Consider the following 15331-nt stretch of genomic DNA (forward strand, 5'->3'; position numbering starts at 1 on the left):
ATCTTGAACGGTTTATCCGTCGTCTGTACGTTCCGAGGAATACAACATGTTGCCCGTGTGCCACGACACTCTCCCTGCGCCTGCTCTCTATGCCTCTACGGAACGGGTTAGCTGCTTTTCCTTCCTTCCTTCTCTCCTGCTGGGTGCGGCACTTCTATCGCCGGGAGCGTTTCTGGCCTCGGCTCGAGCGCAGACCCCTGCCGCTGCACCGGCGGCCACAGCGAGCTCTCAGCGTGGGACGGTAAAGGCTGTTACGGGAAGCAGCCTGACGCTTTCGACCGACGCAGGCAAAGATGTTGCAGTGACGCTATCCGATAAGGTGCGGGTTCTGCAGGTTGCGCCCGGAAGCAAAGATCTTAAGGATGCGACCACGATTCAGGTGACGGATGTCGCGGTTGGGGACAAGGTTCTGGTGACGGGTAAGGCCGGCGACACTCCGGATACAATGACGGTGTCGCGTGTGATCGTCATGAAGTCGACCGATATCGCGGAGAAGCATGCGGCGGAACAGGCGGACTGGCAGAAGCGCGGGTCGGGTGGATTGGTGAGCGCGGTGGATGCGGGGACCGGGACGATCACCGTTTCGAACGGCGCGAAGAAGACGCAGGTGATGACGAGCGGCACCACGGTATTTCGCCGGTACGCCGGCGACTCGGTGAAGTTTGAAGACGCGCAGCTTGGCACCATGGCGCAAGTCCAGCCGGGCGACCAGGTGAGAGTGCGGGGCGCAAAATCCGAAGATGGGACGTCGATCCAGGCAGAAGAGGTTGTAAGCGGAAGCTTCCGCAACATTGCAGGGACGGTAGCGTCGATCGACGGTGCGGCTGGGACCGTGACGATCAAGGACCTGGCGACGAAGAGGACGGTCGTCGTGAAGGTCACGGCCAACTCCGAGGTGAAGAAGCTTCCGCCGGAGGCCGCCGCTCGGTTTGCAGCACGGGCGAAGGCCGCAGGCGCCGGTGGCGATGCCAAGCCCGGCGGTGCAGCTCCAGCTTCGGCTTCGGCGGGTGCACCGTCGGGTGCGGGCGGAGAGGGCGGGCGGCGTCCGGGCGGCGAGGACGGACCGGGCAGCTCTGGCGGTGGACGCTCCGCCGGGATGGATCTTTCGCAGATGCTGGCGCGTCTTCCTGATGGGAAGCTGGCGGACCTGAAAGCGGGCGATGCCGTGATGATCGTCGCCTCGCAGACACAGCCGGGAGCCGGTTCGGTGACGGCGGTGACAATGTTGTCTGGGGTTGAGCCGATTCTTGCGGCGACTCCGAGCGGAAGCCCGGCGATGACACTCTCGCCTTGGAGCATGGGCGGTGCGCCGGAAGGCGGCGGCGGTGGTGGTGGCGGGCGGTAACGGCGGTTCAGCCGCACTTAACCGGCGGCATGCAGACTTTTAGACACTTTGACGATTTTTCAGGAGATTGGATGTCCTTTCGATTGCGCGCGACCCTTATGCTTTGCCTTCTAATGATCCTGGCGCCGTTTCTCGCGCCTCCCGGCGCGAACGCCCAACAGACTGGCGCGACCGTACACGGGAACGTGGTCGATCCAGACGATGCGTTGATTCCGGGAGCGGTCGTGACCCTGACGCCGACCAGCGGCAAAGCGCTGACGTCGACGTCACAGAGCGACGGCACCTATACGTTCAAGGCGGTTCCGGCGGGGACGTATTCGCTGACGGTGACGGCGACGGGTTTCGGCACCTTTGCCAAGCTCGGGCTACGGATTTCGGCAGGCCAAGCATTGACGCAGGACATCAAGATGACCCTGCAGGAACAGTCGCAGGTAGTGCAGGTGACGGCAAATACCGCGCAGGTGTCGGTCGATGCGGACTCGAATGCGAGTTCGACGACGATTAAGGGCAAGGATCTGGAAGCGCTGTCGGACGATCCGGATGAACTGTCTTCCGAGTTGACGGCGCTGGCTGGTCCCGCGGCGGGACCGAATGGCGGTCAGATTTACGTGGACGGATTCACGGGTGGGCAGCTTCCACCGAAGTCGTCAATTCGCGAGATTCGAGTGAACCAGAATCCGTTCTCGGCACAGTACGACAAGATCGGCTTCGGCAGGGTTGAGGTGTTCACCAAGCCGGGTACGGATAAGTTTCACGGGAACGCGAGCATCCAGGGCAACGACAACAATTTCAACACGTCGAACCCGTTCCTTGGAGCGACGAACGTGGCGAGTCCGTATCACACGATCTTCTTTCTTGGGTCGCTGACGGGACCGGTGAGTCATAAGGCTTCGTTCACGCTCTCGGGCTCGCGGCGTCAGATCCAGGACAACGCGATCGTGAATCCGACGAGCTTCTATGCCTCTTCCGCGACATCGACGACGCTTTGCAATCCGGGCGATCTGACCTGCTCAGCGATTCCAACTGGATATCCAACAACGGCGCGCGCGATCTTTCAACCGAAGACGCGTTGGGACATCAGCCCGCGTATCGACCTTGCGTTGAGCGAGAAGAACACGCTAACCGCCCGGTATCAGTACGAAGAGAACCAAACGATGAACGATGGGCTTGGCACGACTTCCCTACCGAGCACGGCGTATAACGACGGGAGTTCGGAGTCGACGCTGCAGATCAGCGACTCGCAGATCGTGAGCCCCAAGATCGTGAACGAGACGCGATTCGAGTATCAGCACACGACAACGAACCAGTCTCCGGTATCGACGCTGCCTAACCTCACGGTGCAGGGTAACTTTGCAGGCGGTGGCTCGAGCCTGGGAACGTCGAACTCGACGGGAAGCCATATCGAGGGGCAGAATTACACATCGATCGCGCTGGCGAAGAACTTCATCCGGTTCGGCGGTCGTGTGCGCTACAACAGCGAAACTCTGACCTCGAACGCGGGCTCGAATGGAACCTTCACTTATAGCTTCCTGCTCGACCCTTGCGTGACGCAGGGATCGACTGCGGCGACGAAGACGTGCGCGAACAGCACGGACATCTGCTCGTCCGCAAACCTGACGGCAAACGGCGGGAGCTACTACTCGTCGTATCAGTGCGGATTGGCCAGTCAGTACAACATTACGACGATCAACCAGCCGACCATCAATACGAATAGCACCGACGTGGGACTGTACCTCGAGGATGATTGGAAGCCGAGGTCGAACCTCTCGATCAGTTATGGGTTGCGATATGAAGCTCAGACGAAGATCAGCAGCGCGCATGACCTTGCGCCGCGCGTCTCGATCTCGTTCGGCATTCCACGCAAGAAGGGCAACCCGGTGACGGTACTGCGCGGCGGATTCGGTATCTTCTATGACCGATTTACGCTGGCAAATATCCTGTCTACGGTGCAGAACAACGGAACGAACCAGGTGACGGCTACGTTGCTGAACCCAGGGGCTAACTGCCAGCCGGGTGCGACGTCCAGCTGCGCGAGCGCGACGGTGGTCTCGAAGAACAACATCTATACATTGGCGCCGGATCTGCGCAGTTCGTACAACATGGAGTTTGGGGCTGGCGTAGATCAGCAGCTTGGACGGTCGGCGACGGTCTCGGTGAACTACCTGCACACAGAAGGCCAGCATCAGTTCTTCTCGCGCTCGCTGCCGACGGCGACAAACTACGATTACCAGTTCGCCTCAGGCGGCGTGTACAACCAGAATCAGTTGACGTCGAACATCAACCTGCGCGGAAAGAACTTCACGGTGTTTGGGTTCTATTCGCTAAGCTTTGCGAGCGCGGACACGGGCGGAGCGACCAGCTTCCTGAGCAATCCTGACAATCCGCGCCAGGACTATGGGCGTGCGTCGTTCAACCGCAGGAACTTCGCGGTGCTTGGCGGGAACGGCACACTGAAGTACAAGATCTCACTCTCTCCGTTCATGATCTTCCAGGGTGGAGCGCCTTACAACATTCTGACAGGAACGGATATCAACGGGGACTCCGTCTATAACGATCGGCCGGCATTCAAGACCGGAGCGACGGCGAGCTGCACGAATGCCAACAGCTTCACGATTCCGACGACGGGCGCGTCGTATACCCCGATTCCGATCAACTACTGCACCGCTCCGAGCGTATTCACGTTCAACCTGAGAATCGCGAGGACGTTCGGATTCGGTCCGAAGACGGATGCGGCGAAGGCTGCTGAAGCGGCGGCTGCCCAGGGTGGCGGACCTGGCCCCGGTGGACGTGGCGGACCGGGCGGTGGCGGGCGTGGCGGGCCGGGTGGTGGTGGCGGAGGCGGTGGACGTGGCGGCGGTGGTGGCGGCGGACCGTTTGGTGGTGGTGGCGGCAACTCCGGCCGCAAGTACAACCTGACGTTCGGTGCGCAAGGCTCGAACATCTTCAACGTGATTCCGTATGGAACGCCAGTCGGGCAGTTGAGCAGCACGAAGTTCGGGCAGTCGATCAACATTGCGAGCGGACCGTTCGCTTCGGGGTCGGCGGTGCGACGAATTACGCTGCAGGCTACATTCAACTTCTAACTTAGCCGTGAGGGATGAAGAAGGCCGTGCCTCTGGGTGCGGCCTTCTTCTTTTTCAGTCAGGGTTTGCGAAGGAGAGTAATCGAGGGAAGAGCCCGGCTTGCCGTGGAGTGAGTGGTGCGGCGACGCAGGCGGAGGCTTGCGGTGACTTCGCGATGACAGGGCAGGCAGAGTGTCCGGAGGTTGTCGAGGTCGCATTGGCCACCGCCTTCGGCGACCGGGAGAATGTGGTCGGCATCCCACAGGGAGCGGCGAGCGTGGATGGTGGCGAGGCCGTAGAGGCAGAGGCCAGCTTTACGATTCGGCCCTCGGGCGCGCCTGAGCGCGTTATAGATGGCGATTGTGTCAGCCTGGCAGAGAGCGCAGACGCCTCTGTCCCGAGCGAACACCTGATCGCGGAGGTAGCCAGGGTCGGTGCGCAGGCGCCACTGGTGAACGCAGTAGTCCGAACAGAAGGTGCGGCGGCGTTTATTCAAGATCTCAAGGTCGCACCAGCGGCAGAGCGGGAGATTGTTCGGGCCGAGAGGAAGTGCGGCTCGGTGGAGACGGCCGCCTGGCATGGTGCGAGTGGGGGGCATCTACGGTTAAAGATACGAGCCGTGGGAGCGGATTGGGAGTGGTGGGGTAGGTTCGGGGTCTTCCTGGATCAATGCTGGGGTTTCCACTGATCGGCAATGGTGACGGCGGCGTGGACCAGGGCGATGTGGGATAAGGCCTGGGGAAAGTTTCCCAGCATGCGTTTGGCCTGCGGGTCGTACTCTTCGCTCAGCAGGCCCACGTCGTTGGCTAGAGCGATGAGGCGTTCGAAGAGAGCCTTGGCGTCGTCTTTACGACCGATCAGATGAAGGTTACTGACGAGCCAGAAGCTGCAGGCGAGGAAGGCTCCTTCGCCGGCGGGGAGACCGTCTTCGCCGGTTTCGGTGCGGTAGCGGAGCACGAAGCCGTCGCTGGTGAGGTTCTTCTCGATGGCCTCGACAGTGCCGATCATGCGTGGGTCTTCCGGCGGCAGGAAGCCGACCATGACGAGGCGCAGGCAGGAGGCGTCCAACTCTTCGGAGTCGTAGGACTGGGTAAAGCTGTTGAGCTTCTTGCTGAAAGCGCGCTCACAGACCTCGGCGTGGATCTCGTCGCGGAGACTGCGCCAGCGCGGAAGGTCGACGTCCGGATAGTCCCCGATATCGGCGTGTTCGGCGAGTTTGATGGCGCGATCGAGGGCTGCCCATGCGGAAACCTTGGAGTAGGTGAAGTGCTTGCGGCCTCCGCGTGTCTCCCAGATGCCATCGTCGGGCTCGCGCCAGATGTCGCAGACGTGGTCGGTGAGACGGGCGTGAAGAGCTCCGGCCGGAATACGGAGATCGTCTTCGGCCTGGGGCATACGCGATAGGGCTGCGGCGACCTCACCGAAGACGTCGAGCTGAAACTGGTCGACAGCCCCGTTTCCGATGTTCACTGGTCGGGAGTGCTCGTATCCCGGCAGCCAAGAAGCATTCCATTCGGGGATTTGGCGATCGCCATTAATGCCGTACATGGTCTGAATCTGCGAGGGCGAGCCGGCAATGGCGCGAAGGAGCCACAGGCGCCATGCGCGCGCCTCCTCCTGATAACCGGCGCCGAGGAGAACGAGAAGGGTGAAGGAGGTATCGCGCAGCCAGCAGAAGCGGTAATCCCAGTTGCGTTCGCCGCCGATCTTTTCGGGTAGCGAAGCGGTGGGAGCCGCGACAATACCACCGGAACGCGCGTAGGTGAGCGCTTTGAGAGTGAGGAGAGACCGTTCGACGATAGCGGTGTAGGCGCCGCGATAGGTGTTGACTGAGGACCAGTCTTTCCAGAAGGATTCGGTTCGCTGGAGCTCGCGCTCGACGTCGATGGGGGGCGGGGCGTCGGCGAATGCAGAAAGGTAGGTGAGAATAAACCAGGCCGTCTCGCCTTCAGGCAGACTGAACTCGGTGACGGTGGAGAGATCCTTTCCTTTATTTGGCAGAGTGACGCCGTTGGTGGCTCCGCTCCGGAGGATCACTGTGTCCGAGCCGGCGATAGCATGAAGGATGTCCGACTGGCCATGATGACCTGGCTCGCATGTGACCCAGGGAATGGTTCGGCCATAGTCGAAGCGGATCGTGAGATCGCTTTTGAGATCGACGGTGCCGCGGAGGGCGCGTACCACGCGAACGATGCTCGAGTAGGCCGGCCCCTTCCTCTTCGGGTCAACGGGCGGCATGAAGTCGATGAGCATGATGACGCCTTCGACGGTTGCGAAGGTGGTCTCGACGATCAGGGTGCCAAGCCGATACGACCGGGAACAGCTGGTGATCTCGGCTTTCGGGGCGATCTTCCAGTAGCCGTGGTCCTTGGTGCCGAGGAGGGCCGCGAAACAGGCCCCGGAGGCAAAGTTGGGCCAGCAAAGCCAGTCGATCGATCCGTCACGAGAGAGAACCGCGGCAGTCTCTCCGTCGGCCAAAAGGGAGTAGTCTTCAATCCGTGCAGCGTGCAAGGGTAGTTGCTGAGCTTCGTTTCTTTCGGGCACTGCGCCTCTGATCTTGTTTCCCTTTAGATTGCGGTGCCGTCTTCGGGGGTTGGATGCAAGTATCGCGATAGCGGTCAACCTTCGACAACCGAGGTCATCCGGCTTGCATCTGTTCATATGTAAGAGCACTCTCTGGAAGATTTCTCTTTCTCGTCCCTCGTGGGCTCCCTGCCTGTTGGATGCAGGACATGCCTTGTGTTGACCGAAATGCGCACGATGTCGCGAAGAAAGTTCGCAGGTAACTGGACGATATGAAACCGGTAGAGGGTCGTAAGAGGGTCGTCATTGAGCAGGTCGCGCCGCAGGTGGACTGCGGACGGTACCCGGCGTGCCGTATTGTTGGCGACGTAGTGACAGTTTCGGCTGCGGTGTTCGGTGACGGGCACGATCACGTGGCAGCGCGTTTGCTATACCGACATGAGTCGGAGCGGCGATGGCGTTCGGTGAAGATGGTCGACCTGGGAAATGACGTGTGGTCGGCGGGCTGGACGGTCGATCAACTCGGCAAGTGGTCGTTCACGGTGCAGGGGTGGGTGGATCACTTTGACACCTGGTGTTCGGATCTGAAGAAGAGGCTGGCGGCGCAGGCGGATCCCTATAAGCCAGATCCGAATGCGATCGTGCAGGATATTCCGTTGGCTTTGCAGACCGGTGCGCTTCTGCTGGAAGAAATCGCAGGTCGGGCGAAGGGCCCGGACGCACGACACCTAACCGAGGTGGTGCTGTCGCTGCGGTGGATGGCGGATCAGAAGGCTAGTTTCTACGAAAATCCAATTACGCCAGAGATCATGGAACTCGCGGCACGGTATCCGGACTTAACACTGGCGACGAAGTTCGAGCGGGAGCTGCCGCTGTGGGTCGATCGGGAGCGAGCACGTTACTCGACCTGGTACGAGTTGTTTCCTCGTTCGGCGTCGACCGACCCCGCACGCCGTGGCACGTTTGCGGATGTCGAGGCGCTGCTTCCGGAGATTGCGGCGATGGGTTTCGATGTGCTGTACATGCCTCCGGTTCATCCGATCGGGGTTGCTTACCGCAAGGGGCCGAACAATAACGTGGTGGCGCAGCCGGGAGACGCTGGAAGCCCGTGGGCGATCGGTGCGGCAAAGAGTCCGGGAGTCGAGGGGGGCCACAAATCGATTCATCCAGAGTTGGGGACGCTTGCGACCTTTGCTCACCTTGTGAAGGAGACGCGCAAGTACGGCATGGAAGTGGCGATGGATATTGCGTTCCAGGCCTCGCCGGATCATCCGTGGGTGATCGATCATCCGACGTGGTTCAAGCATCGTCCGGATGGGTCGATTCAGTATGCGGAGAATCCGCCGAAGAAGTACCAGGATATTTATCCGCTGGACTTCGAGTCGGTGGACTGGCGGGGGTTGTGGGAAGAGCTCTACCAGGTGTTCAAGTTCTGGGTGGATCGGGATGTGAAGATCTTCCGCGTGGATAATCCGCATACCAAGGCGCTTCCCTTCTGGGAGTGGTGCATTGCGGCGATCCACGAGGATCATCCGGACGTGCTTTTTCTGGCCGAGGCATTTACACGGCCCCATGTGATGTATTCGCTGGCGAAGGGTGGGTTCACGCAGTCGTACACCTACTTCACCTGGCGGAACACGAAGGCGGAGCTGCAGGCTTATCTCGAAGAGATTACCAAGCCTCCTGTTACCGACTTCTTTCAGCCGAATCTGTGGCCTAACACGCCCGATATCCTGCATGATTTTTTGCAGAAGGGTGGACGACCCGCATTTATGCAGAGGCTGATCCTCGCGGCGACGCTTGGCGCCAACTACGGTATCTACGGACCGGCGTACGAGCTTGGCGAGAACACACCGGCGAAGGCCGTCAGCGAAGAGTATCTGAATAGCGAGAAGTATGAGGCTCGGGTTTGGGACCGGAAGGCGAGCCACTCGATCGCCCCGTTGATTACGAAGGTGAACCAGATTCGGCGAACGAACCCCGCGCTGCAAAGCAACGATTCCCTGCAGTTCCACCCGGCCGATAACCCGAACATCCTGTGCTATAGCAAGACACATATGGGTGAGGATGGCCAGGAGAACGTCATTCTCGTCGCGATCAACCTCGACTACTCCCAAGAGCAAGCGGGATGGATCGACCTCGACCTGAAGGCGCTGCACATTCCGCATGGGCAGAGCTTCGACGTGGAAGATCTGCTGACGGGGAACCACTATCAGTGGGCGGACCGGAGCAACTACGTGGCGCTGCGGCCAGAGGTGCTTCCGGCTCATGTATTTCGCGTGACCAAGCAGGGTAGTCCGGCCTAGAAGTCTTGCATCAGACAGAGAGAAGTACCCTGGGGCGGATGTATACCTCAGGGTTTGAAGCCCGGTTTTGGTAAGGCTCTATCGCACGAATGAAGTTGTGCCCTTAGCAAGGCTACTTGCACCAAGCTGATTATTGGCGCCCGCGCAGGTGGCTGGAAGAACTCTGGAGTTGCGACGAGTGAAGAAAGCCGGAAGCGCTACCGATCCACTTTGGTTCAAGGACGCGGTCATCTACGAACTGCACGTGCGAGCCTTCATGGACTCGAACGGGGATGGCATCGGCGACTTTGGAGGGCTGCTTTCGAGGCTCGACTACCTGCAGGATCTTGGGGTAACTTGCATCTGGCTGCTGCCGTTCTTCCCTTCCCCGCTGCGCGACGATGGGTATGACATTGCCAATTATGTCGATGTGAATCCCTCGTATGGGACTCTGAACGATTTCAAGCTCTTTCTCGACGCGGCGCACCAGCGTGGAATGCAGGTCATGATCGAACTGGTCATCAACCACACCTCCGACGTGCACCCGTGGTTTCAAGCGGCTCGGCTTGCGCCACCTGGTTCGCCGGAGCGCGAAATGTACGTGTGGTCAGATACGGCGGAGAAGTATCCGGGCGTGCGCATCATCTTTACCGACACGGAGAAGTCGAACTGGACGTGGGATGAGACGGCGCAGCAGTTCTACTGGCACCGCTTCTTTTCGCATCAGCCGGACTTGAACTTCGACAATCCTCGCGTGATGGAAGAAGTTCTGACGGCGATGCGCTTCTGGCTGGATATGGGCGTGGACGCGCTACGGCTGGATGCAATTCCGTACCTTGTCGAGCGGGATGGGACGAACTGCGAGAACGTGCCGGATACGCACGTCAAGATCAAAGAGATTCGCGCCGTCATCGATGCCGAGTACGAAGGCAGGACGATTCTGGCCGAGGCAAACATGTGGCCGGCGGATGTACGGCCGTACTTTGGCGATGGCGACGAGTGCCACATGGCGTTCCACTTTCCCCTGATGCCGCGCATCTATATGGCGCTACGGCAGGAGGATCGCCTTCCGATTACGGACATCATGGCGCAGACGCCGGATATCCCGGCGAACTGCCAGTGGGGGCTGTTCCTTCGCAATCATGACGAGTTGACGCTCGAGATGGTGACGGACGACGAACGCGACTATATGTATCTTGCGTACTCGGCCGATCCGCGCATGAGGATCAATGTCGGAATCCGGCGGCGGCTGGCTCCGCTTGTCGACAATAACAGGCGACGGATCGAGCTGCTGAACTCGCTTCTGCTGAGCTTTCCCGGTACACCGATCATGTACTACGGCGACGAGATCGGGATGGGCGACAACATCTATCTCGGCGACCGGAACGGTGTGCGCACGCCCATGCAGTGGAACTCGGATCGGAACGCTGGGTTTTCGACGGCGGTTCCGGCGCGGCTCTACTTCCCCGTGATCATGGACCCCATTTGGGGATACCAGGCGATCAACGTGGAAGCGCAGCTGAGCGATCAGTCGTCGCTGCTGCACTGGACTCGCAATATGATCGCGCTGCGGAAGCTGTTCCAGGTGTTTGGACGGGGGACGCTCGAGTTCCTGCATCCGGAGAACCGGAAAATCCTGGCGTATATCCGGGACTATGACGGCGGGGTGGCGAGGGAGACGGTACTGTGTGTCGCTAACCTTTCGCGCTTCGCGCAACCGGTTTCGCTCGACCTTGGGCGGTTTGCCGGGATGCATCCGGTGGAGATGCTTGGATATGTGCCGTTCCCGACGATCACGAGCGGGCCGTATCCGCTGACGATTGCGCCCTATTCCTTCCTTTGGCTGGAGTTGCAGGCGGGCCCGGTGAAGATAGAAGAGCCTGTCGATCAGCCGCTGGATGCAATCGACGAGAACGAGGAGGCAGCGCTCGACCTGCTGACGAAAGGCTGGCCTGCGCTGATCGCGGGACACGGGCTCGAATTGCTGCAGAAGGCGCTTCCGGGATATCTCCCGAGGCAGAGATGGTTCGGGGCGAAGTCGCGGACGATCGAGTCGGTAACGGTGGTGGATTGGGCGGAGCTTCGAACTCCGGCAAGCCATTCGGAAGGCCATTTGCTTGATGTGTCGATGGTGAGCACGCCGACGAAAGGCACGCTTGGCGGGGCGCTGTTTTTCCTAAGAGTCTGCTACCAGGGATCGAAGCACCAGGATTCGGCCGTGAATGCCGGAGAGTGGGATCTGTACCAGGTTCCGCTTGCTTTTACGACCGGAGCTGAAGCTGAAGCAATCCGGACAAATTCGCCAGGGTCGATTCTGGCGAGTTTTTCAACGCCTGTCGGGCCAGCGCTTCTGCACGATGCGACGACGCGCGAGGATTTTCGTCAGGGCCTGCTGCGGCTGATTGAAACTAGCGGGAGCGAGCCTCTCACCACGGTTGGGCTGGCGGCTCTGGACGTCGCTGCGACGCTGAGTGCAGCAAGCACGGGTCATACGGCGACCGAGGCGCTCTCCTCCGGAGAAGCAGAGGCGCTGCTCGGACATCCAGAGGAGGCGACGACGGGACCGGCGACAAAGGGGGAGCCAGTTCATTTGCGACCCCATGAAGTCTTCCCGAAGACGAAGGCTTCGCTGGAGGTTGACGGCTCAATCAATGGGACTCATGGGTCCGCGTTCGAAAAAGCGCGGGGGAAAGGCGAGTTGGGCGCGCGGACAGGATCTGCGGAGCAGTCGAATACTTCTATTCTTTATGGAAAGTCTTTGATCCTTAAACTGTTCCGCAGGCTACAGCCGGGTGAGAACCCGGATACGGAGATTGGGCGTTTCCTTACGGAGGTGGCTCACTTCCCGCAGATCGCGCCCTTTCTAGGCGAGATTATTCTGAAGCGCCCGAACGGTGAGGCAACCACGATCGGCATGCTGCAGGGACTCGTTCAGAACGAGGGCGATGGTTGGGAGTTCACGCTTGAAGAGCTTGGCCGTTACTTTGAGGCGACGGCTACCGCCGCGCTTCCGGCAGAGGTTAAGGCAGCAACTCTGACGGAACCGGCTGAGATGTCACACCAAGCGCGAGAGCATGTCGGGATGTATCTCGGGATGGCAGCCCAGCTTGGGCGTCGGACGGCGGAGATGCATCTTGCACTTGCCACTCCTACCGATGACCCGGCGTTCGCGGCGGAGCCGTTCACTGCCAAAGATCTCGAACGGGATGCTTGGCGGGTTGATGCACAGATCAATCACACCCTGGATGCGCTGAAGCGGGGAATGTCAGGACTGATGGATCTGACGGCGGATGCGGCGGCACTTGTGCTGAGCCGCAGAATCGATCTGTTTGCCCGGGCGCATGCAATTACGGGTACATCTCCCGAGCTCTCGGGGCAGAGGATTCGCATTCATGGCGACTACCACCTTGGGCAGGTGCTTCGGGCCAAGGGCGATGTGGTCATCCTGGACTTTGAAGGGGAGCCGGCACGTTCCCTCGAAGAGCGGCGGGCGAAGCAGTCTCCGCTGCGGGATGTCGCGGGCATGCTGCGTTCCTTCAGCTACGCCGCTGCCGCAGGGCTTGAGGCCTACAGCCAGAGACATCCCGATTCCGGACGTGGAGGACGATCGCTCGAGCCGTGGGCACGGCTCTGGCAGAATGCGATCTCGACCGAGTTCCTGAAGGCGTGGCAGACTAGCATTTCCGCTAACTCAGCGCTTATGCCTGATGCGGTGCAGGCGCAGAAGCTGCTGGAGGCTTTCCTGCTCGAGAAGGCTTTGTATGAACTGCTGTATGAATTGAACAACCGCCCGGCTTGGGTTCGAATTCCGCTCGCGGGTATCCTTGCGCTGTCCCACTAGACCCGGGCTTCCGGGACGCTTCAACCAACTTCGTCGAAGATTAAGAAAGCTGCACACCGATGGCCACAGCCGATACCTTTACCACCCAATCCGCGACCTCCTCCGATGCTCCGGCGGGGAGTGCGTCTGCTGCCACGACCCAGGGCTCGCTCCTCGTTAGTCTTTCTCCACTCGATCATGACGGGTTGCAGGCCACTCTTGCGAACCTATCGGCCGCCTTCCCCCGGGAGACGTTGCTGGTTGCGACGCCGGATGCTTCTCCGGACAATCAGGCAGAGAAACCTGGCGCAACGGCTGAGAGCTACGGTGCGACCGGGAGGGAAAACGAGAACCTTCGCATCATTCCATACACCGCGACCGTGAACTCGCCGAGTTCCTGGGTCCTGACCGCTCCTGATTACTTCAATGCTTACAAAATCGCGAAGGACCATGGCGCCACTTCGGTGCTGATGCTTGGAGCGGAATCCGGAAAGATCACACCGGAGACCCTGCGGGCGATGGTCGACGTGGTGGACAATGGGGCGGACCTCGCCAGCCCCGGCTATGTTGTTGGCCCGCGCGATGCCTTGGTGAATGCAGCGATCCTGTACCCGGTAACGCGCTCGCTCTTTGGGACGAAGCCCCGGTTTCCGCTGGCGATTGACCTCGGGCTGTCGCTCCGGATGGCCGAGAGACTGGCGACTGCGGCGCAGCGTTTTACGGCGATCAATCAGACGGATGCTCTGCTCTGGCCGGTGGCCGAGGCAGCCGCGGCGGGATTCAACATCTCGGAGGTGCCTGGTGTTGTGCGGACTCTTCCTCAGCCAGGTGGAACGGATCTGAACACGGTGTTGGCGAGAGTGGCGGGATCGCTGTTCGCGGATGCGGATGCGAAAGCGGCCTTGTGGCAGAGAGTTCGCACGACTCAGGCGCGGGCGACGCTGCCGCAATCGCCGGAACACTCGGGCGACCAGCCGCCGGATATCACGCCTATGCTTGAGAGCTTCCGTATCGGGTATTCGAACCTGATGGAGATCTGGTCGCTTGTACTCCCGCCGAACTCGCTGCTCGGGCTCAAGAGACTCTCGGTGACGCCGGCTGCATCATTCCGCATGCCGGATGCGCTCTGGGCGCGGGTTATCTTTGATTTCATTTTGGCGTATCGGCTTCGGACGCTCAATCGCGGACATTTGCTGGGCGCGTTGACGCCACTATACCTAGCCTGGGTCGCATCCCATGTGCAGCAGGCGACGGATGCGGCGGCGGCCGAGAGGCATATCGAGTCGGTAGCCGCAGCATTCGAGGCGGACAAGCCGTATCTTGTGTCGCGGTGGCGGTGGCCGGATCGCTTCAATCCGTAGCTTCTGCGATAGCCTTCGCTCGCTCCACCTTTGAATTTTTGACTTAAGCAATGTCCCTGCATCAGTGGACAAGTAAGAGGAGAAACCCATGCGTCTACTCCAACCCGACCAGCCCCTTCAGAATTTCCAGCCCATGTATTCGGAGAGCCCGTCGATCTGGCACAACATGGGCGATGCCCTGCACCAGTCGGTCCTGCGTGTGTTGTCGTTGCTGATCAGTATTCTGCCGGGCTTCCTCGCGCTTCTGCTCGCTGTCATTGTGTTGACGCTGATCGGGTTAGCGCTGAGCGTGATCGTGAAGCGGATACTGACCTCCGTCCGATTCGACGACCGGCTGGCGTCGAACCAATCATCGGGGATTGCGGATTGGTCTCCCTCGCACTCGCCTACCCTCCTGGCCTCGCGAACCGTACTCTGGGGGTGCGTGCTGCTTGGGCTGGTGATCGGGATCTCGGCTTTCAGCGCCTCGTACTCATCGGACTCGCAGACGCCCTATGTATTTCTGCCTTACCTGACTCGTTCGGTCGGGGCGATTCTTCTGCTGGTCGTCGGGAACCTCATTGCGCGGTTCCTGGCGCGGTCCGTGCTCATTGGAGCCGTAAACCAGAAGCTTCAGTACGCGCGCTTCCTCTCGGGCGGTGTGAAGTGGCTTGTTCTCGTGCTTACCGGCGCGATGGTTCTTGATCATCTCCAAATCGGCGGAACGATCGTCGAACTGGCGTTCGGCATCCTGTTTGGCGGCATCGTGTTGACGCTGTCGCTCGCGATAGGGCTTGGGTCCAGGGACCTGGTATCGCGGTCGATCGAGAAGAGCATCGACCGGTCTGACCTGCTAACGCAGCGGGATCCGATGGAACCTCTGTCCGGGGTAGAGACCGGCGAGACACTGCGGCATTTCTGACCGCGGGCGTTACGATAGGTGGACCGTGGCGCCC

At 60.3% G+C, this 15331-nt stretch carries 8 protein-coding genes; 6 read left to right on the top strand and 2 right to left on the bottom strand.

The features are described 5' to 3' along the window. The first annotated feature begins 46 nt into the window (after positions 1-46). Together GRAN_RS02380 and GRAN_RS02385 are read left to right on the top strand one after the other, a co-directional pair. On the top strand, positions 47-1345 hold the full coding sequence (locus GRAN_RS02380) for a copper-binding protein (RefSeq protein WP_241654289.1): 1299 nt from the start codon (positions 47-49) through the stop codon (positions 1343-1345). 71 nt (positions 1346-1416) lie between these two features. Then, complete coding sequence (locus GRAN_RS02385; RefSeq protein WP_241654290.1) at positions 1417-4428, top strand: TonB-dependent receptor; 3012 nt, start codon at positions 1417-1419, stop codon at positions 4426-4428. A 58-nt stretch (positions 4429-4486) separates the two neighbouring features. Here GRAN_RS02385 and GRAN_RS02390 read toward each other — a convergent pair whose 3' ends face one another. Together GRAN_RS02390 and GRAN_RS02395 are read right to left on the bottom strand one after the other, a co-directional pair. Further along, the gene (locus GRAN_RS02390) at positions 4487-4903 is read right to left on the bottom strand and encodes an HNH endonuclease (RefSeq protein ID WP_241654291.1); all 417 of its coding nucleotides are present in this window, start codon (positions 4901-4903) and stop codon (positions 4487-4489) included. A 170-nt stretch (positions 4904-5073) separates the two neighbouring features. After that, positions 5074-6918, bottom strand: a complete 1845-nt coding sequence (locus tag GRAN_RS02395; protein ID WP_241654292.1) for a glycoside hydrolase family 15 protein — start codon at positions 6916-6918, stop codon at positions 5074-5076. 284 nt (positions 6919-7202) lie between these two features. Between GRAN_RS02395 and GRAN_RS02400 the strand changes: the two genes are divergently transcribed. From GRAN_RS02400 to GRAN_RS02415, 4 genes are all read left to right on the top strand, one after another. Beyond that, positions 7203-9236 carry an alpha-1,4-glucan--maltose-1-phosphate maltosyltransferase gene (locus GRAN_RS02400; RefSeq protein WP_128911413.1) on the top strand — a complete coding sequence of 678 codons (2034 nt, stop codon included), beginning with the start codon at positions 7203-7205 and terminating at the stop codon, positions 9234-9236. Between the two features lie 178 nt (positions 9237-9414). Beyond that, positions 9415-13056, top strand: a complete 3642-nt coding sequence (gene treS / locus GRAN_RS02405) for a maltose alpha-D-glucosyltransferase (protein ID WP_128911414.1) — start codon at positions 9415-9417, stop codon at positions 13054-13056. 59 nt (positions 13057-13115) lie between these two features. After that, entirely contained in the window at positions 13116-14396 is a 1281-nt protein-coding gene (locus tag GRAN_RS02410; RefSeq protein ID WP_192897968.1) for a hypothetical protein, read from the top strand. 88 nt (positions 14397-14484) lie between these two features. After that, a complete protein-coding gene (locus GRAN_RS02415; protein WP_241654293.1) occupies positions 14485-15297 on the top strand; it encodes a hypothetical protein in 813 nt (270 codons plus the stop codon). Positions 15298-15331 lie beyond the last annotated feature (34 nt).

The organism is Granulicella sibirica (assembly GCF_004115155.1).
Taxonomy (GTDB): domain Bacteria; phylum Acidobacteriota; class Terriglobia; order Terriglobales; family Acidobacteriaceae; genus Edaphobacter; species Edaphobacter sibiricus.